This window comes from Loktanella gaetbuli (assembly GCF_020531945.1).
GTDB lineage: Bacteria > Pseudomonadota > Alphaproteobacteria > Rhodobacterales > Rhodobacteraceae > Loktanella > Loktanella gaetbuli.
Map to the genome: position 1 here is coordinate 14,764 of NZ_JAJATZ010000004.1, position 18,090 is coordinate 32,853.

18 protein-coding genes and 2 riboswitches are annotated in these 18,090 nt (G+C 61.9%); of the genes, 11 read left to right on the forward strand and 7 right to left on the reverse strand.

Features of this window, described 5'->3' with window-relative positions; translation table 11 throughout:
• Window positions 1-16: 16 nt before the first annotated feature.
• The 3 genes from LGQ03_RS09445 to LGQ03_RS09455 are packed head-to-tail and all read left to right on the forward strand — an operon-like array spanning window position 17 to window position 4,405.
• A complete protein-coding gene (locus tag LGQ03_RS09445) occupies window positions 17-1,285 on the forward strand; it encodes an aromatic ring-hydroxylating oxygenase subunit alpha (RefSeq protein WP_226748202.1) in 1,269 nt (422 codons plus the stop codon).
• A complete protein-coding gene (locus LGQ03_RS09450) occupies window positions 1,282-2,334 on the forward strand; it encodes a flavin reductase family protein (protein ID WP_226748203.1) in 1,053 nt (350 codons plus the stop codon). The genes LGQ03_RS09445 and LGQ03_RS09450 overlap by 4 nt, the downstream gene beginning before the upstream one ends.
• Window positions 2,335-2,350: 16 nt before the next feature.
• Window positions 2,351-4,405: an NADH:flavin oxidoreductase gene (locus LGQ03_RS09455; RefSeq protein ID WP_226748204.1), complete on the forward strand. Its 2,055-nt coding sequence runs from the start codon at window positions 2,351-2,353 to the stop codon at window positions 4,403-4,405.
• Window positions 4,406-4,762: 357 nt separating this feature from the next.
• Here LGQ03_RS09455 and LGQ03_RS09460 read toward each other — a convergent pair whose 3' ends face one another.
• Window positions 4,763-5,791, reverse strand: coding sequence for an AbrB family transcriptional regulator (locus LGQ03_RS09460; protein WP_226748205.1), 1,029 nt, complete (start codon window positions 5,789-5,791; stop codon window positions 4,763-4,765).
• Window positions 5,788-6,438: a GntR family transcriptional regulator gene (locus LGQ03_RS09465; protein WP_226748206.1), complete on the reverse strand. Its 651-nt coding sequence runs from the start codon at window positions 6,436-6,438 to the stop codon at window positions 5,788-5,790. The genes LGQ03_RS09460 and LGQ03_RS09465 overlap by 4 nt, the downstream gene beginning before the upstream one ends.
• A 128-nt stretch (window positions 6,439-6,566) precedes the next feature.
• Between LGQ03_RS09465 and LGQ03_RS09470 the strand changes: the two genes are divergently transcribed.
• Window positions 6,567-6,917 (forward strand): hypothetical protein, encoded by a 351-nt coding sequence (locus tag LGQ03_RS09470; RefSeq protein WP_226748207.1) that lies wholly within the window; start codon window positions 6,567-6,569, stop codon window positions 6,915-6,917.
• Between the two features lie 445 nt (window positions 6,918-7,362).
• Here the strand turns inward: LGQ03_RS09470 and LGQ03_RS09475 are convergent, their stop codons facing one another.
• The 5 genes from LGQ03_RS09475 to LGQ03_RS09495 form a co-directional block, all read right to left on the reverse strand.
• Window positions 7,363-8,127 carry a 3-oxoacyl-ACP reductase gene (locus tag LGQ03_RS09475; protein ID WP_226748208.1) on the reverse strand — a complete coding sequence of 255 codons (765 nt, stop codon included), beginning with the start codon at window positions 8,125-8,127 and terminating at the stop codon, window positions 7,363-7,365.
• Between the two features lies 1 nt (window position 8,128).
• On the reverse strand, window positions 8,129-8,932 hold the full coding sequence (thiD, locus tag LGQ03_RS09480) for a bifunctional hydroxymethylpyrimidine kinase/phosphomethylpyrimidine kinase (RefSeq protein WP_226748209.1): 804 nt from the start codon (window positions 8,930-8,932) through the stop codon (window positions 8,129-8,131).
• Window positions 8,929-9,579 carry a thiamine phosphate synthase gene (thiE, locus tag LGQ03_RS09485; RefSeq protein WP_226748210.1) on the reverse strand — a complete coding sequence of 217 codons (651 nt, stop codon included), beginning with the start codon at window positions 9,577-9,579 and terminating at the stop codon, window positions 8,929-8,931. Before thiE ends, thiD begins: the two co-directional genes overlap by 4 nt.
• Entirely contained in the window at window positions 9,570-10,352 is a 783-nt protein-coding gene (gene thiM, locus LGQ03_RS09490) for a hydroxyethylthiazole kinase (RefSeq protein ID WP_226748211.1), read from the reverse strand. Before thiM ends, thiE begins: the two co-directional genes overlap by 10 nt.
• A 44-nt stretch (window positions 10,353-10,396) precedes the next feature.
• A riboswitch (TPP riboswitch) is annotated at window positions 10,397-10,486 on the reverse strand.
• A gap of 113 nt (window positions 10,487-10,599) precedes the next feature.
• Complete coding sequence (locus LGQ03_RS09495; RefSeq protein ID WP_226748461.1) at window positions 10,600-11,463, reverse strand: hypothetical protein; 864 nt, start codon at window positions 11,461-11,463, stop codon at window positions 10,600-10,602.
• A 119-nt stretch (window positions 11,464-11,582) separates the two neighbouring features.
• Here LGQ03_RS09495 and miaB point away from each other — a divergent pair, with 119 nt between their 5' ends.
• The 7 genes from miaB to lnt all read left to right on the forward strand — a co-directional run bounded on the left by miaB (window position 11,583) and on the right by lnt (window position 18,007).
• Window positions 11,583-12,893: a tRNA (N6-isopentenyl adenosine(37)-C2)-methylthiotransferase MiaB gene (gene miaB / locus LGQ03_RS09500; protein WP_226748212.1), complete on the forward strand. Its 1,311-nt coding sequence runs from the start codon at window positions 11,583-11,585 to the stop codon at window positions 12,891-12,893.
• A 222-nt stretch (window positions 12,894-13,115) separates the two neighbouring features.
• Window positions 13,116-13,631 (forward strand): OmpA family protein, encoded by a 516-nt coding sequence (locus tag LGQ03_RS09505; RefSeq protein ID WP_404807650.1) that lies wholly within the window; start codon window positions 13,116-13,118, stop codon window positions 13,629-13,631.
• Window positions 13,632-13,644: 13 nt separating this feature from the next.
• On the forward strand, window positions 13,645-13,962 hold the full coding sequence (locus tag LGQ03_RS09510; protein ID WP_226748213.1) for a hypothetical protein: 318 nt from the start codon (window positions 13,645-13,647) through the stop codon (window positions 13,960-13,962).
• Window positions 13,963-14,095: 133 nt separating this feature from the next.
• Window positions 14,096-15,106, forward strand: a complete 1,011-nt coding sequence (locus LGQ03_RS09515; protein WP_226748214.1) for a PhoH family protein — start codon at window positions 14,096-14,098, stop codon at window positions 15,104-15,106.
• A 4-nt stretch (window positions 15,107-15,110) separates the two neighbouring features.
• Window positions 15,111-15,635 (forward strand): rRNA maturation RNase YbeY, encoded by a 525-nt coding sequence (ybeY, locus tag LGQ03_RS09520; protein WP_226748215.1) that lies wholly within the window; start codon window positions 15,111-15,113, stop codon window positions 15,633-15,635.
• Window positions 15,632-16,507, forward strand: a complete 876-nt coding sequence (locus tag LGQ03_RS09525; RefSeq protein ID WP_090159158.1) for a transporter associated domain-containing protein — start codon at window positions 15,632-15,634, stop codon at window positions 16,505-16,507. The genes ybeY and LGQ03_RS09525 overlap by 4 nt, the downstream gene beginning before the upstream one ends.
• A 6-nt stretch (window positions 16,508-16,513) precedes the next feature.
• Window positions 16,514-18,007 carry an apolipoprotein N-acyltransferase gene (gene lnt / locus LGQ03_RS09530; RefSeq protein WP_226748216.1) on the forward strand — a complete coding sequence of 498 codons (1,494 nt, stop codon included), beginning with the start codon at window positions 16,514-16,516 and terminating at the stop codon, window positions 18,005-18,007.
• Window positions 18,008-18,040: 33 nt separating this feature from the next.
• A riboswitch (SAM-SAH riboswitch) is annotated at window positions 18,041-18,089 on the forward strand.
• Window position 18,090: the final 1 nt, after the last annotated feature.

Below are 18,090 nucleotides of genomic sequence, written 5' to 3' on the forward strand. Positions count from 1 at the left end.
ACGCCGAGGAGGCACAATGCTGGATCATGGCAATTCCCGTCCCGATGATATTGCGACGCTTCTGGCGGCCCGACGGCCGGGCTACAGCCTTCCGGCACCGCTTTATACGTCGGATGCGGCCTGGCAGGCGGATTGCAAGGCGATCTTCGGGCAGCACTGGATCGCCGTGGGCGTGACCTGCGACATACCCGAGGCCGGGGATGTCATCGCGATCGATATCGGTCCTGCCTCGATCGTCATCCTGCGCGACGATGACGACGCGCTGCGGGCGTTCCACAATGTCTGCTCTCACCGGGGGGCGCGGCTTCTGCCGCCGGGCCGTTCGGTCGTGGGAAAACTTGTCTGCCCCTATCACCAATGGACCTACGACCTGGACGGGGCGCTTGCGCGCGCGCCGCATATGGGTGTCGATTTCGATCGGTCGCTGCATCACCTCAAACCCGTCGCTCTGCGCGACATCGGTGGGATCTTGTATGCCTGCCTGTCGGACGATCCCCCGGCGGATATCGCGGAACTGGCAGAGGTTCTTGAACCGCGCCTGGCAGACTATGATCTGCGCAATGCCAAGGTGGCCTTTGAGCAGGACCTGATCGAAGAGGGCAACTGGAAGCTGACGATGGAGAACAACCGCGAGTGCTATCACTGCGCGTCCAACCATCCGCAACTTAGCCTGTCGTTTCACGCGGCGGATTTCGGCTATGACCCGGAAGGTCTGACCGACACCGAAAAGGCGGAAGTGAACGCCCTGCTCGACGCCTATGCCAGCTATGAACAATATTGGCGCGCCCAGGACATGCCGTTCGAGGCCGTCGAACACACGGTTGGCTGGCCTACGAATTTTCGCACCCAGCGATTGATCATCGCGGGCTTGGGCGAAAGCCAGACACCGGACACCCGCGCCGCCGTTCAGATTCCGTTGGGCAATGCAGGCAGGCCCTGGATGGGCGATGTGCATCTGTGGGGGATCAACTCCTGGAACCATGTCATGTCCGATCATGCCGTCATCTTCACCGCTTTTCCCTTGGGTCCGAACAGAACGCTGGTCCGGACGAAATGGCTGGTCCATCCGGACGCGGTGGAGGGCGAAGACTACGATCTGGAAACGCTGACATCCGTGTGGAAGACCACGAACGCGGAGGACGCGCATCTCGTAGGACTGGCCCACCGCGGCGTCGCGTCACCCGGATACAGGCCCGGCCCCTATTCGCGCTATACCGAACGGGCGCTGGACGAATTCGCAACGTGGTATGTCACCCGCATGCAGGCCAACGGATACGGCGCATGACGCGGGTGGACCTTGCCGATTGGGGTGCACGGCGGCGGCGGCGGTTCCCGTCCGACCGGTGGGGCGCGCTTGTGTGTCGTGCGGTTTGGGACGAAACGGCGGATATCCGGAGCTTTTTCCTGACACCGCAGGATGGCAGCCGGATCGAACACGATCCCGGTCAGTTCATGACGTTCCGTATCGACACGCCAAACGGCCCGGTCGAGCGGTGCTATACCATCGCGTCCTCGGCCGCGCGCGACGGCGGCATCGAGATTGCGGTCAAGCGGCAGGACGGCCCCGGCGCGCGCGGGCTTCACGACACGCTTGTTCCGGGTACCACCATCGAGGCACTGGGCCCGTCTGGTCGCTTTGGTCCTGCGACGTTGCCGGGATCGGCTTATGCGCTGGTGGCGGCGGGCAGTGGGATTACCCCGATGTTGTCGATCGTGCGGACCGCGGCCGACCGGGGCATGGACCTTGATATTGTCCTGATCCAGGTCGCATCCACATCGGCGGATCTTGTTGCTGCTGATGAAATCGACGGCCTGTCGCGACGTCTGCGCCGCCTTGTCCATGTGCCGATCACAACGCGCGGCCCTGGCGGTGTCCGACCGGACGCCGAACTGCTGAAAAGGGTTATCCCGGATCTGTCGGATCGCACCGTCCTGTGCTGCGGACCCCATTCCTTCATGGAGATGGTGCGCACCACAGCCTATGCCGCAGGCGTACCCGCGGATCGCTATGGCGAGGAAAGTTTTGATTTCTCCTCGCCGCTTCCCGGTGTCATCGCCGGGGCCGATACGCCGAACAGGACGGTAACACTTTCCCGGACAGGTCGGTCGTTCGAATGTGCCGAAACCAGCACGATCCTGGCCGCGATGAAAGAGGCGGGACTGCCGCTTGCCTCCTCTTGTGCACGGGGAATGTGCGGCACCTGCAAGACATTCAAACATGCAGGCGAAGTCGTGATGACCCACGAAGGCGGCATCCGCCAGCGCGAGATCGATCGCGGCTTTATCCTGCCCTGCGTCAGTCGCCCTCTGACCGACATCATTCTTGATTGCTGAAGAAGAAAGTCCCCCGATGAAAGACCACGTCGCCGCCGATCCCCTGCTTCAGCCCTACCAGCTCAAGCATCTGACCCTGAAGAACCGGGTGATGACCACAAGTCACGAACCAGCCTATCCCGAAGACGGGATGCCCAAGGCCAGGTATCGCGCCTATCACGAAGAGCGTGCCAAAGGCGGCGTCGCCTTGGCGATGACCGCAGGGTCCGCCGCGGTCAGCCGCGACAGCCCGCCGGTCTTCAACAACATTCTGGCCTATCGCGACGAGGTCGTGCCGTGGATCCGCGAGTTGACCGATTCCCTGCACGAACACGGCTGTGCGGCCATGATTCAGCTGACTCATCTGGGCCGCCGCACGAACTGGAACAAAGGTGACTGGCTGCCGTCGATTTCGGCGGGCCCCGACCGCGAACCCGCGCACCGCGCCTTTCCCAAGATGATGGAGGACTGGGATATAGAGCGCGTGATCGAGGATTACGCGACCGCCGCCGAACGCATGCAGGCTGGCGGCATGGACGGGATCGAAATCCAGGCCTATGGGCACCTGATGGACCAGTTCTGGTCGCCGCTGTCCAACAAGCTGACCGGTCCCTACGGCGCGGATACGCTGGAAAACCGGCTGCGCTTTACCACCGATGTGCTGGCCGCCGTGCGCAAACGGGTAGGCCCCGCATTTATCGTCGGCATTCGCTATACGGCGGACGAGGTGCAGGCGGGTGGCATCACGGTCGAAGAGGGTATCGAGATTTCCAAACTGCTGCGCGATACGGGCCAGGTCGATTTCCTCAATGTCATCAGGGGTCGCATCCATACAGACCCGGCCATGACTGATGTGATCCCGATCCAGGGGATGCCGTCGGCCCCGCATCTGGATTTCGCCGGCGAAGTCCGGCGCGCGACCGGCATGCCGACATTCCACGCCGCCAAAATCCAGGACGTCGCCACCGCACGTCATGCCATTGCTTCGGGCCTTCTGGACATGGTCGGCATGACCCGCGCGCACATGGCCGACCCCCATGTGGTGCGCAAGATTGTGGAGGGCCGCGAACATGACATCCGCCCCTGCGTCGGGGCGAACTATTGTCTGGACCGCATCTATCAGGGCGGCGAGGCGCTGTGCATCCACAATGCCGCGACGGGCCGGGAACTTTCGATGCCTCATGTCATCGAACCCGGCGCCGAGCGCCGCAAGGTTGTTGTCGTTGGTGCCGGCCCCGCAGGGCTGGAAGCGGCGCGCGTCGCAAGCGCGCGCGGTCACGAGGTCGTCGTTTTCGAGGCAGGCAGTCGCGCCGGTGGCCAGGTTCTCCTTACGGCCCGTTCAAAGCGGCGGGCCGAGATGATGCAGATCATCGACTGGCGTGTCGCCCAGTGCGAGGCCGCAGGTGCCACGCTGCGATACAACCTCTACGCCGAGGCTTCGGACGTGCTGGACGAAAAGCCAGACGTCGTCGTTATCGCGACCGGCGGCATGGCGAACACGACCCTGTACGAAGCGGACGCGCCGGATCACGTCATATCTGCTTGGGACATTCTGTCGGGTGACGTAAAACCGTCAGGATCGGTTCTGATCTACGACGAAGCCGGCGACCACACAGGCCTGCAGGCCGCCGAGATGGCCGTAAACGCCGGATGCACCGTCGAGATCATGACCCCCGACCGCACCTTCGCGCCCGAAGTCATGGCCATGAACCTCGTCCCCTATATGCGTAACCTGCAACGTGACGACGTGACATTCACCGTCACCAAACGTCTGCGCGGAATAGAGCAGGTCGGCAATCGGCTGCGCGCGCGCATCGGGACCGATTATTCCGACAAAGTGGGGCATTGCGATTACGACCACGTCGTCGTGAACTACGGCACCACGCCGCTCGATGAGCTTTATCACGAATTGCGGCCTGCCTCGTCGAATGGCGGTGCGGTCGATCAGGCGGATTTGCTGAATCTGCGGCCACAGACGGTCGTCCGCAACACACAGGGCACGTTTCAGCTGTTCCGTATCGGTGACGCAGTTTCCGCCCGAAACACCCACGCGGCAATCTACGACGCGTTACGGTTGATGGTCGCGGTCTAGTTTCCGCAGCAGGACGCGGACAGTCATGCGACGTGCAGCACCGGTGTCCGCAACGGGGATGGCGTTCAACAATACCAGCCGCCCGGACAAGGATTTTGGCGGTCGGCCACCGGCCATGATGTAATCAGTACAATTCAAAGCCTCCCGGTCCGATCATCAGGAGCAGAGAAGCGCATGAGAAACGCCAGATGCTGTCCCCGGCATGAGGAACACGTCATGCCGGGGCAAGTCGCGGATCAAGCCCCATCTCGACCAAAGGGTGCAACGCTTACGTCACCGAAGACGAGTTTAATATGCAGTTCAACGACATTTTCGATCAGATCAACGCCTATGCTGCCGGCGCGCCGATACACATGGTCAATCCGTCGATTTGGAACTGAACAATCGCGCCGCGAGCGGCGCGCCAAGAATAACCACGAAAATCCGCAAGACGTGATGTGCGATCACAAAAGCCATGTCTGCCCCGACAATGAGCGCCAGAACCGTCATTTCCGCCTGACCGCCGGGCGCAAAGGCCAGTAGCGTTTCCATCGGCGGTGCCAGGTCCATCAAATAAATCACCTCGGCGAAGATCACTGTCAGCACCAAAAGGATCACACACAAACCAAGGGCTGCGGCAACATCGCGGCGCACCTCCGGCATCGTCACGCCAACATATTTGGTTCCGACAGTCATCCCGATGTAAAACTGGGCCATCCAGATTGCTTCGGCAGGCGGGCGGTGCTGCAAAATACCCAGCAGAGATAGGATTGCGGCAATAATCAGGGGGCCGAGAATGGACGCCCCGAACATGCCCACGGCCTTGGCACCGCGCCAACCGACCAGGCCGCAAAGAACCATCAGCAAAAGCTGGGATGGAGCGATCGAAGTCGCAGGCGCGCCCGGCGGGTTGGACAAGTCAGCATCCCAAACACCCTGCAAGATGAAGGGCAGCGCCACGACGATCACCATGACCCGCGTGGCATGGATCAGCGACAGCGCACGCACGTCACCGCCGGCTTCTTCTCCAAAGGCCAACATGTCCTGCAAGCCCCCGGGCATCGCCGAATAGTAGCTGGTCGCAAAGTCAAACCCCCAGATTTTCTGGAAGTAAGGCACGCCAACAAAACCAATACTGGCGATCATCAGGGGAATCATGAGCAAGGTCGGCCACATTGCGACCATCGAACCGAGCAAGGCGACCGTAAAGGTCGCGCCAACCGCGACCCCGAGGATGGATCGCATTGCATCATTCACCAGCTTGTTCCCCTTGAGCGGCACCCCCGCCAGAGCGGCAAACAGGCAGGCAAAGATCGGCCCGAGCAGCCATGGCAACGGCAGGTTCAACAGCTGGAAAACCGCAACACCCATACCCGCCACTGCATAGGTCAGGGCAAGACTTTTCATCCCCGCATGACCGACAAGCGGTGTCGCAGCGACGTTTGCAAATGCGCCTCGGCTGACGCACCTGCCGCCTCTGCATCCCCATTGCGGATTGCATCGATGATGTCCTGATGCTGGCGGCACACGACCGTGATCCGCGCCTCATCGGCCAGCGTTGTCGGGCCCAACAACATCAGGGCATTGTTCAATGCGCGCGCGGATTCCAAAAGAAACCGGTTGCGCGTGGCGAGGTAGATGCAGCGATGAAACTGTTGGTTGATCGACGCCGCCCGGGCAGGATCAGCCACGGCATTGGCAATTGCCTCGTTCAATTCTTCCAACTCGTCAATTTCGGCGGCTATCGCATGTTTCGCGGCCATTTCGGCTGCCGTGCGTTCCAGCACCAGGCGCATTTCATACAGTTCGACCACTTCGGTATGGTTGAGCGCGCGCACGACCGCTCCGAGGCGCGGGCGATGTTCAACAATACCGTCAGATTCGAGCTTGCGCAGGGCTTCACGGACCGGCGTACGCGACAACGTCAATCGTGTTGCGACATCCTCTTCACGCAGACGGTCACCAGGCTGAAAAACACCGCCGCGGATCGCCTCGAGCAGGGTCGCATAGGCCACCTCGCCTTGGGACATTTCGGATTTGTCGGGTGTCCGCATATGCAGGCTTTCAAAATTGTATCCGCTTGGATGCAATTTGGTGGTAGCCAAGGCAGCGCACCATGTCAAAGAAGAAAACCATCGTCGTCGGATCAGGAAACACCACCCTTTGCCCCTAGATCGCCGCATTGGAACAGGGCGCAGACGTTTCGATGCTGGAAAAGGCGGATAAGGCGCTGGCGGGCGGCAACACAGAATACACCGCAGGCGCAATGCGGTTTCCATATGATGGTGGTGACGACCTCATCCCGTTGTTGCGCAACGCGGTTGCCCCCCGATTGCCCAACACCGATTTCGGCAGCTACACACAGACCAAAATGACCGAAGACCCGCTCGGGTTTAACGAGGGTCGCCCCCTGTCGCCCGAACAGACGATCCTGATCACCAAGGGGCTTGAGACGATGCTATGGCTGTCAGGCCATCACGTCACCTTAGAGCCGATTTGCAGCCGCCAGAATTTTGGAAAAGACGGCAAGTAGGTGTTTTGCGGTGGCCAGACACTGTTGGCCGAAAACGAAGGTGTGGGTCTGTGGGACACGGAAATGACCGCTTTTCAAGACCTCGGGGGCACCGTAGTGGGATTACAGAAGATGATGTTATCAGCGGCGTCATGGTCGGCGAGGAGGCTGTCCGCGCCGATGCCGTGATCCTTGCCTTCGGCGGGTTCGAAGCAAACGACGACATCCCCGCAAAAGCTGTGCCTGGACGTGGCCTTTATTTTCGCCCGACAATGACCGCTTTCTTCCCGTGCTGCGTTTCGCTGGCAAAGCACGGCAGATAGGTCAGGTTCGCGCGACAAAACGCCTTGCGCTGCAAGTGCCTCGCACACACCGGCAGATCAGAACGCGCCGGAACAGGGCGTAAAAACACAACGCCCTGCTAAAGCCACGCCGACATAGACCGCGACCCGCGGTGGCCGTCGTCTCATCCGTTCACAAGCCCACCATCGACAATCAGGTTCTGACCCGTCACCGCGCGTGACCACGGACTTGCAAAGAACAAGACCGCATCCGCAACCTCGGCCGGTGTCGTCACCGATCCCAAAGCCGTGCTTTGCGCAATCAAGTCAAAAACCGCCTCCGGTGTTGCAGAACTCGCATCTGTCTGACGCAACAAACCACCTGAAACCATGTTCACCGTGATGCCAAATCCCCCCAGCTCGCGCCCGAAACTGCGCGTCAGACCCAACAACGAACCCTTTGACATGATATACGCGTGATAGGGCACCACCGGGTTCTGAAAGAGGTTTGTTCCGATCGTGACGATCCGACCAAAGCCCGCGGTTTTCATTGCAGGGATTGTTGCCTGAACAACATGCAGCGCACCCAGGACGGCGGTATCGTGCTGTGCCATGATGTGCGCCGGTCCAAGCGTGGTCAGATCCTCCCGCGCATCGCCGTTAAAGCTGAAATCGGCCAGCGCGTTGTGCACGACAGTCGTGATCGGGCCAAAGCGGGTGGTGGCAATATCGACCATCCGGGCGACTGCATCAGCGTCTGTCACATCGGCCTGCAACGCGACGGTTCGGTCACCCAGCCGGTCTGCCAATGCCTCGGCCGCCGTCCGGCTGTTGCGATAGTTGATGATGACCTGTGCGCCTTCGCGGGCAAAGGCCGTGGCGATCGCGGCCCCCAGGCCGCGTCCTGCGCCGGTCACGAGAACGGTTTGTGCGTCAATGGCTGTGGTCATGTCAGTCTCTCCAGAGGGTGTGAAAATGATGCACAGGGCCGTGGCCTTGACCGACACACAGGGTATCCGCCGCCGCAATGGCACCAGTGACATAGCGTTTTGCAGCACGTGCCGCGTCGTGGATCGTGGCACCCTTGGCCAGGTGTGCGGCCAGCGCGGACGACAGGGTGCATCCGGTCCCGTGCGTATTGCGGCCGGGCGTTCGCGCCGCGTCCAGCCATTGGGCATCATGCATGTCTTGCAGTACGTCGGGACTGTCCGATCCATCCAGATGGCCACCCTTGACCAATGCGGCGCGTGGGCCAAGGCCGACCAGTGCGGCCGCCTGTTTTGCCATGCCGCGGCGATCTGTTGCCTGCGGCAGGTCCAATAATTTGCCAGCCTCGGCCAGGTTCGGCGTCACCACGGTTGCCAGCGGCAGCAGGGTGGTCTTGACGGCGGCAATAGCATCCTTGTCCAGCAAGGTGGCACCGCCCTTGGCGACCATGACCGGGTCCAAGACGATGGGCACGCCGGGGTGGCGGGACAGAACCTCTGCCACGGCGGACGCGATATCGGCGGTCGCGATCATCCCGATCTTGACCGCATCGACCCTTATGTCGTCGAACACGGCTGCAATCTGCGCCTGAACGAACGCCGGCGGCACCGTTTCGACGCCGCTGACACCGCGTGTGTTCTGCGCGGTCAGCGCGGTCAGAGCGGCCATGCCATAGGTTCCGTTCGCCGCAAAGGTTTTCAGATCGGCCTGTATTCCCGCTCCACCCGACGGATCAGATCCTGCAATGCTCAGGACGTTGTGGATCATGTATTTTCTCCTGTGGTAGGGGTCATGGCGTGCATCAGTGTGCGGGCCGCAGTTTCCGGGTCAGGCTGGCCGCAAATGGCCGAAACGACGGCAATACCGTCGCAGCCTGCGGCCAGAACCGCCCCGGCGTGCGCGTGCTTCAGGCCGCCGATCGCCACGCAGGGCAGGTCGGTCAGACCTGCAAGTGTGGCTAGTCCGTCCAGACCAATACTGGGTTTGTGGTCGTCCTTGGTTGCCGTGGGAAACACCGTTCCAAGGCCGAGATAGTCGACGGCCGCCATGTCGGCTTTACGCACATCCTGCGGGGTTTCGCATGACAGGCCGATGATCGCATCTGTGCCCAGACGGGCCCGTGCCGTGGCGGCCTGCGCGTCACCCTGACCCAGATGCACACCGTCCACCCCGGCCGCGACAGCCGCATCCAGATCATCGTTGATGATCAGCGGCACACCCGAACCTGCAAGCGCGGATTTCACCGCGCGGGCTGCGTCGATGCGCGCGTGGGTGGAGGCCGACTTGTCACGCAGCTGCACGCAGGTGACGCCACCCCGCACCGCTGCCGTGACGGTTTCGATCAGCCCCATCCGCGCGCACAGCAGCGGATCAGTCACGAGATAGAGGCGCAATTGCGCGCGGATCAAAGCCATGTCAGCCGCGCCGCGTCCAGATCGGCAGGTTGCAGGGCATGCAACTGGTCCAGGAACCGTACTTGGAATTGACCCGGTCCCGGGCAGTCCGCACCTGCACGCGCGCCTGCCACGGCAAAATGGGACAGGGCAGCGACCGTCGCGTCAAAGGCGGGTGCAACCGCAGCATAGGCCCCGATGACGGCGGTCAGTGAACACCCCATCGCGGTCACCTTGGGCATCAGGTCGGACCCGCCATGCACCGTCACTTTGCGCGTGCCATCGGTGACGAAATCCACCGGGCCAGTGACGGCCACGACGCAGTTGCGCTGACTTGCCATGCGGATGGCAACATCCTGCGCCTGTGCCACATCATCACCACTGTCCGCACCCTTGCCCGACGCGGCCTGTCCTGAAAGCGCGATGATTTCTGACGCGTTGCCGCGGATGATGTCCGGCTTGTGCGCCAGCAGATCCTGGGTCGCATTGGCGCGGTAGGGGGTGATGAAATGCGCGACCGGGTCCAGAACCCAGGGCACGCCGTGCGATTTCGCAGCCGCGGCGGCCGCCAGCATGCCCGTGACCCATTGTGGCGACAGGGTGCCGATATTGATCGTCAATACCCCTGCGAGGGGCGTGAAATCAGCGACTTCTTCGGGGGCGTGCAGCATGGCAGGGGACGCACCCGCGGCCAGCGTCGCATTTGCGGCGATGTTCATTGCGACATAGTTGGTGATGCAATGCACCAGCGGCACGCGGTCCCGCATTGTCTGACAGGCAGCACTTGGTTTCATTCGGTCTCTCCGTCTGCGGACGGACAAAGAGACGGGCCGAACCCGATGGTTCGGTCACGACCTCCCTCCGCCAGCATTATCTGGTTCAGGTTCAAAGGGTGCATCTCAGCCTTGCGGCGCCCCTGGCGTGCCTAGACGGTCGCGCAGTTCGATCGGCATGTCAACGCGATGCCGCGCCGCGTTGCGGGGGCGCGTCAGAATATCGCTGATGGCTTTCGTGGATGCGTGGGTCGCGTCAGTCAGCCGGTCAGAACCATTGCCCCGGTTCCATCAATCCCAGTTCCAGCAGTTGCTGGGAATGCCATTTGAACGGGGCGGAGTTGTGCCAGCGAAAGGTCTGGATATGCGGGGCCGACCCCGGATTGCGGACCAATGCCTTGGCCGTGCGGAACGATACCACCGTGGCGGTCAGACTGTTGTGCCAGGGGCAGGCATAGGTATTGTATTCAGGTTCGTTCGTGGTGTGATCGTCCCGCAGGGACAAACCCTTTTTCGCCATGAACAGCGATGTGCGGTCGATCCGGCGGCGCGGCTTGGGCACGTGTTCCTCGAACCGCCAGCGCAGGCCGCCGTAGAAATCGTATTGGCGGTCGATGTCGTTGTTCCACGCATCCTGTCGCGCCAGCGCATAGTAACCGGATCGGTCCAGATGCGCATTGTCCATGCTGACGGCATCGGGGTGCGCGGTCAGATCGTCGGCGTAGATATCCACGACAAAGGTCAGGATCGTGTGGCGGCGTTCCTCCAGCGAAAAGGCGATCATCTCGCCGACGCTGCGTGTCTCGCAAAACGGGAAAAACAGGTATTCCGCGTTGTAGCAGTAGAAAATCCATTCCCCGTCCGCGATGCCGATCACCGCATTGACGATGGTTTCGAGCGCCCCCTTGGCGAGGACGTCCATGTGCACGCGTGTCACCTTGTCGGCCACATCCTCGGCCACCACGATATCGGGCATGCCGAATGCCACGACCTTGCGAAACCCACATTCAAGATGGTGGCGCAGCGTGCTGTCGACTTCGGTGTCGTCCTCCAGCAGGATCAGCGCGATCGGTCCCTTGCCAAGGCGGCCCTTGCTGGCGGTCAGAAAGGCGGACAGGCTGTCGTAAATCATGGCTGGCATCACGGTCTTTTGGGACTGGTCGCAGACTCGGTGAATTTGCACCGCATTGCAAGACACAGCAGCAGGCGTTAGGGATCGTGCGCCCCGACCCCTGCAAGCGAGTGAACCCGATGTCCGCGCCCCGCAAGCTCTTTGTGAAAACCTACGGCTGTCAGATGAACGTCTATGACAGCGAGCGCATGGCCGAACAGCTGGGCGGGCAGGGCTATGTGACGACCGACACCCCCGAAGATGCGGACATGATCCTGCTGAACACCTGCCACATCCGCGAAAAGGCGGCAGAAAAGGTATATTCCGAACTCGGCCGTCTGCGGCCGCTCAAGGATGCGAACCCGGATCTGAAAATCGGCGTGGCAGGCTGCGTGGCACAGGCCGAGGGCGAGGAGATCATGCGCCGCGCACCCGTCGTGGATCTGGTCGTCGGCCCGCAAAGCTATCATCGTCTGCCTGCGATGGACGATGCGGTCCGCAGCGGGCAGCGCGCGCTGGACACCGATTTTCCCGATGACGACAAATTCGACACGCTGAAATCGCGCGGCAAGGCGAAACGCGCGCCCTCTGCCTTTCTGACCGTTCAGGAAGGCTGCGACAAATTTTGCGCGTTCTGCGTGGTCCCATACACGCGCGGCGCAGAGGTCAGCCGCCCCGCGTCACGTGTCATTCAGGAGGCCCGCGAACTGGTCGATGCCGGTGTGGCCGAACTGACGCTGCTGGGGCAGAACGTGAATGCCTATCATGGTCATGACGGCGGTTTGGCGGGTCTGATCTGGGATCTGGCCGAAATCGACGGGCTGGAACGTATCCGTTTCACCACCAGCCATCCCAATGACATGGATGACGCGCTGATTGCCGCACACGGTGAGTGCGCCAAGCTGATGCCTTATCTGCACCTGCCGGTGCAGTCAGGGTCGGACCGGATCCTCAAGGCAATGAACCGCAAGCACACGGCCGAAAGTTATGTCCGCCTGATCGAACGCATCCGCGCGGCGCGCCCCGACATCCTGCTGTCCGGTGACTTCATCGTCGGTTTCCCCGGCGAGACCGAAGAGGATTTCGAGGCGACGATGGATCTGATCCGGACGGTGAATTACGGGCAGGCTTATTCGTTCAAATATTCCACCCGGCCCGGCACGCCTGCGGCCGAAAAACCGCAACTGCCAGAGGATGTAATGAACGACCGCCTGCAACGGCTTCAGGCGTTGCTGACAGAACAGCAGCGGGCGATCCAGAATAGCATGGTTGGCCGCGAGGTGGGGGTCCTGTTCGAAAAGAAAGGCCGCATCGGCGGTCAGTTGATCGGCAAATCGGACTATCTGCATGCGGTCTATGCCGACGCACCGCAGACCGCCATCGGTCAGGTCCGCCGCGTCAGGATCGAAACCGCTGGTCCGAACTCTCTGGGTGGCGTGTTGGTCGACTGACGCCACCACCCAGCGTGAATCCGGTCAAATCGTCAAGAAATCCAACGATTGTTGCCGTTTGGGACACAATATGTGGAAAAAATGCTTGGCGAATTCACCATACTTGCTAGAATCGTGGCGATTGTGTGTTAAAGCTGTCTAGCCCTACATTTGGTTGTGGGTGGCGATTTTTGAGGGGATTCCGACGTGGCATTCAAATTTAACGAAATTCTGAAGGTCGGGATGGCCGCTGCATTGGCGGCGACCATGATCGGCAGCGGTGCTGCTGCCCAGCAGCGCGGCGAGATTTATCAGCCCACGATCTGGATCGACCCTGACGGGTGTGAGCACTGGGCCATGGATGACGGCGCAGAGGGTTACATGTCGCCACATCGCACCCGTGACGGGCGTCCGGTCTGCCACCGGTCTGAAATCTGCGGCGTGATCCCGACAGATACGCTGTTCGCAACCGACCGCTGGCACATCACGGCACATGCCCGTACGCAGCTCGAGCAATTCTTTCGCACGGCCAATGCATTCGGTTTCATGATCTACGGTCACACCGACAGCCGCGCCTCCGATGAATACAACATCCGCCTGTCCAACAACCGCGCCGGCGCGGTTGCATCCGTGGCACAGGGCCTGGGTGCACGCGTCGTCGACATCAAGGGTTTCGGCGAGCGTCAGCCGCGCGCCACGAACGACACCCACGCTGGCATGCAGCAAAACCGCCGCGTCGAAATCTACTGCATCCGCTAAGGGGAAACTTGATATGACACCTATGAAATTGATCGGGCTTCTCGCAATCGGCACAGCACTTTCGGCCTGTGAGGGCGGCGAAGGCTTTGGCCGCATCGGGCCCGACAAGACGATCGACCGCGGTATCAACGCCCACCATTTGTCGACCCTTGTCGCAGGCGTCTGGGTCGATCCAAACGGCTGCGATCACTGGATCATCGATGACGGCGTCGAAGGCTACCTGTCCGAGCGTATGACCCCCGACGGTCGCCCTGTCTGTTCGGGCGTCGCTGCACCGACAACAGCAGTTGGCCCGTTCAAATCCGGCTCGCCGATCCCGGATAGCCTGTGATCGGCACAATGACATCATCAGCAAAAAGGCCGCAGCATTCGCTGCGGCCTTTTTTGTCTCACGGTTGCGTTGGCATCTTGACCTTGTCGGCTGCGACGTCACCTTGAAGTTGAAACCTTAGCAGGAGAGACGCTTGTCCACTGACGCGCTGAGCCCCGATATCCGTCCAGACGCCCCGCTGGAATTTCCCGACAACTTTCTGCTGATCGACCTGTGTGGCGAATACGACAGCAATCTCGCCGCAATCGAAAGCACGTTGGGCGTGCAGATCCTGCGCCGTGGCAACCAGCTCGAGGTGATGGGCGACGAGGATGCGCGTCAGAACGCGCGCAAGGTGCTGATCGGGCTCTATGAACGGCTCGAGTCCGGTCGCAGTCTGGAACCGGGTGATGTGACCAGCGCGATGCGCCTGGGCGTCGATTCCGGTCCGCCCGAACCCGGCGACCAAAAGGAAATGTTCAAAGGCACGCCAGCGGACCGCGTGGAAATCAAGACGCGCAAGAAACTGGTCGAACCCCGCACCGAGGCGCAAAAGGCCTACGTGCGGTCGCTGTTCGAAAACGAACTGTCGTTCGGAATCGGTCCTGCGGGCACTGGCAAGACCTACCTGGCGGTGGCTGTCGCGGTGAACCATTTCATCAGCGGCAACGTGGACAAGATCATCCTGTCACGCCCCGCCGTCGAGGCAGGCGAAAAACTGGGCTATCTGCCCGGCGACATGAAGGACAAGGTCGATCCATACATGCAGCCTCTCTACGATGCGTTGAACGACTTTTTCCCGGCCAAGCAGGTCGCCAAGCTGATCGAGGAAAAGCGGATCGAAATCGCACCGCTGGCCTTTATGCGCGGGCGCACGCTGGCCCGCGCGGCCGTGGTGCTGGACGAGGCGCAGAACGCCACGTCGATGCAGATGAAAATGTTCCTGACCCGTCTGGGCGAGGGGTCGCGCATGACCATCACCGGTGACCGCACCCAGATCGACCTGCCGCGCGGCGTCAGTTCGGGTCTGTGGGACGCGGAACGCCTGCTGAAAAACATCCCCAAGATCAGCTTTAACTATTTTACCTCCAAGGACGTGGTCCGTCACCCGCTGGTTGCCGCCATCATCGAGGCCTACGAGGCCGAGGACGCTGCAAAAGGGTGATGCCGTGACGATCGACCTTAATATCGAGGACCCGCGCTGGGATGCGCTGGATCTTGCCACGCTGGCCGAGGCGGCATCGGATGCGGCCCTTGCCGAACTGGGGCTTGATCCTGCGCAGTGGGACATCAGCTTGCTGGGGTGTGACGATGCCCGTATCGCGGCCCTGAACGCCGATTTCCGGGGCAAACCTGCGCCCACCAACGTGCTGTCCTGGCCATCGGATGAACGCGCCGCGGGGATCGACGGCGAAATGCCGCTGCCGCCCGACCCGGTGGACCCCGAACTGGGCGACATCGCCATCGCCTATGATACCTGCGCCCGCGAGGCCGAGGCGGCAGGCAAAGCCATCACGGCGCATGCCACACACCTGCTGGTTCATGCCACGCTGCATCTGCTGGGGTTCGACCACGAACGCGACGCGGATGCGGACTTGATGGAAGGACTCGAGTCGCAGATACTTGTATCCATGGGTCACGCAGACCCATATAGCGACGACGCGATGGGGCGGGATCAGGCAGAGGGCCAATGAACGACAACGATGACAGGTCAGGCAGTCATGCCGACCGCGATGACCAGAGCGACGACGCCAGTCGCGGATTTTTTGCGCGCCTGTTCGAGGCTCTCAGCCCGAACGATGACACCAGCGACCTGACCCCGGAAACCCTGCGGGCCACCGGGGCCGCGGCACCGATGCTGGGGATGCTCAATCTGCGCAGGCTCAAGGTCGAGGATGTCGCCGTGCCCAAGGCCGACATCAAGGCCACGCCCGTCACCACGTCCAAGGACGAACTGGTCGAGGTGTTCCGTCAAAGCGGCCTGACGCGTCTGCCCGTGTTCGACGGCACGCTGGATACACCGATGGGGTTTGTGAACCTCAAGGATTTTGCCCTGCAATACGGTTTCAATGGCGAAGCGTCCGCATTCGATCTGCGGGCCTTGCTGCGTCCGCTTCTCTATGTGCCGCCGTCGATGCATCTGGGCATCCTGCTTGCGAAAATGCAGACGGAACGCATCCACATGGCGCTGGTGATCGACGAATACGGGGGCACGGATGGTCTGGTGACGATCGAGGACCTGATCGAACAGGTTGTCGGTGCGATCGAGGACGAACACGACGTCGACGAGGTCGAAAGCTGGACCGAAGAGGCACCGGGTGTCTACCTCGTGCAGGCGAAAACCGGGCTCGAGGAATTCGAAGCCGAAATCGGCATGAACCTGACCGAACACGAAGAGATCGACGAAGAGGAAATCGACAGCCTTGGCGGTCTGGTTTTCATGCTGACCGGCCATGTTCCCGTGCGCGGTGAGGTCATCCAGCACCCTGACGGCCCCGAATTCGAGGTGGTCGACGCCGATCCGCGCCGCATCAAGCGCCTGCGTGTGCGGATGCCCAAGGCCTGATCCGAAATGACCCGCGCGCGCCTTTGGTCCGTTCACGGGCTGTTGCGGTTCGGGGCGCTGGCGGGGCTGGGTGTTTTCACCGCGCTGACCCATGCGCCGTTCGATCTGTGGCCCGCCGCGCTGATCGGTTGGGCCGCGATCCTCTGGGTGCTGGCGCAAGCCCCGACACTGCGACTTGCGCTGACAGCCGTGCTGGCTGTCGGGCTGGGCTATTTCGGGTTCACGCTGCGCTGGTTGATCGAACCTTTTCTGGTGGATGCGGCGACCTGGGGCTGGGCTGCACCGTTCGGCGTCAGCCTGATGGCCCTGCGTGAAACGCTATTCTGGGTGGCGGGCGTGGCCGTCGCGCGCTGGGTCGGGGCAGGGCGTTTGCCCGCGCTGGTGTTGTGCCTCACCCTGGCAGAGGCGCTGCGCGGCTATCTGTTCACCGGTTTTCCCTGGGGCTTGATCGGTCACGCGCTGATCCCGACACCGCTTGCACAAGTGGCGGCGCTGGGCGGGCCGCATCTGCTGACCTTGGTCATCCTGACCGTTGCAGCGGGTCTTGTTTACGTGGTCCAGCGCCACTGGTGGGGGTCCGTGCCGCTGATCGTTGCGGCCTGCGCATGGCCGCTGCTGGCACCGGGCCCCGCACCTGCAACGGACGGTCCAATGGTGCGCATCGTCCAGCCCAATGCGCCGCAGGACGAAAAGTGGGATCCTGCAAGCAACGCCGTCTTCTTTGACCGGATGATGGCTGCGACCCGCGCGGACCCGGTGCCGGACCTGATTGTCTGGCCGGAAACCGCGATACCCGTCCGGCTGGATTTCGCATGGCCCGAGCTGGAAATCATGTCAGAGGCCGCACGCGGCGCGCCATTGATCACGGGCATCAACCGGGTGCAGGACGATCAGTATTACAACAGCCTGATCGTGCTGGGGCGCGGTGCGCAGGTCATGGATATCTACGACAAATCCCATCTTGTGCCCTTTGGTGAATATGTCCCCTTTGGGGATCTGCTCAAATCCATGGGGGTGCGCGGGCTGGCACCATCCGATGGTGGCGGCTTTGCCAAGGGGTTGCCGCGCCAATCCCTGATTGATCTGCCCGGCATTGGTCCGGCCCGCGCCCTGATCTGCTACGAGGGTATATTTGCCGAAGAGGTCGCCGTTCCCGGTGCGCGGCCCCGCCTGCTGGTGATGATCACCAACGACGCCTGGTTTGGCCGTGCGGCGGGACCGCAACAGCATCTGGCACAGGCGCGTCTGCGGGCGATCGAACAGGGCCTGCCGATGGTGAGGTCGGCCAACACGGGCATCAGCGCGATGATTGACGCGCAGGGCAGGGTGCTTGCATCGCTGCCGCTGGGCGAGGCGGGGCATATCGACGCCCCCTTGCCGCCAGCAGATCCCGTCACGGTCTATGCGCGCGCCGGTGACTGGCCTGCGCTGCTGTTGGTCCTGCTGGGTCTCGCGGTCACACTTATCACAACACCGCGCCGCCATAATCTTGACGCTTGACCCCCTTAGGGCCAGCGCATAGGCCGCATCCATTCACCATTCCAACGGCTTCCTGACGGGGTGGGATCAACATACCGGAGCAC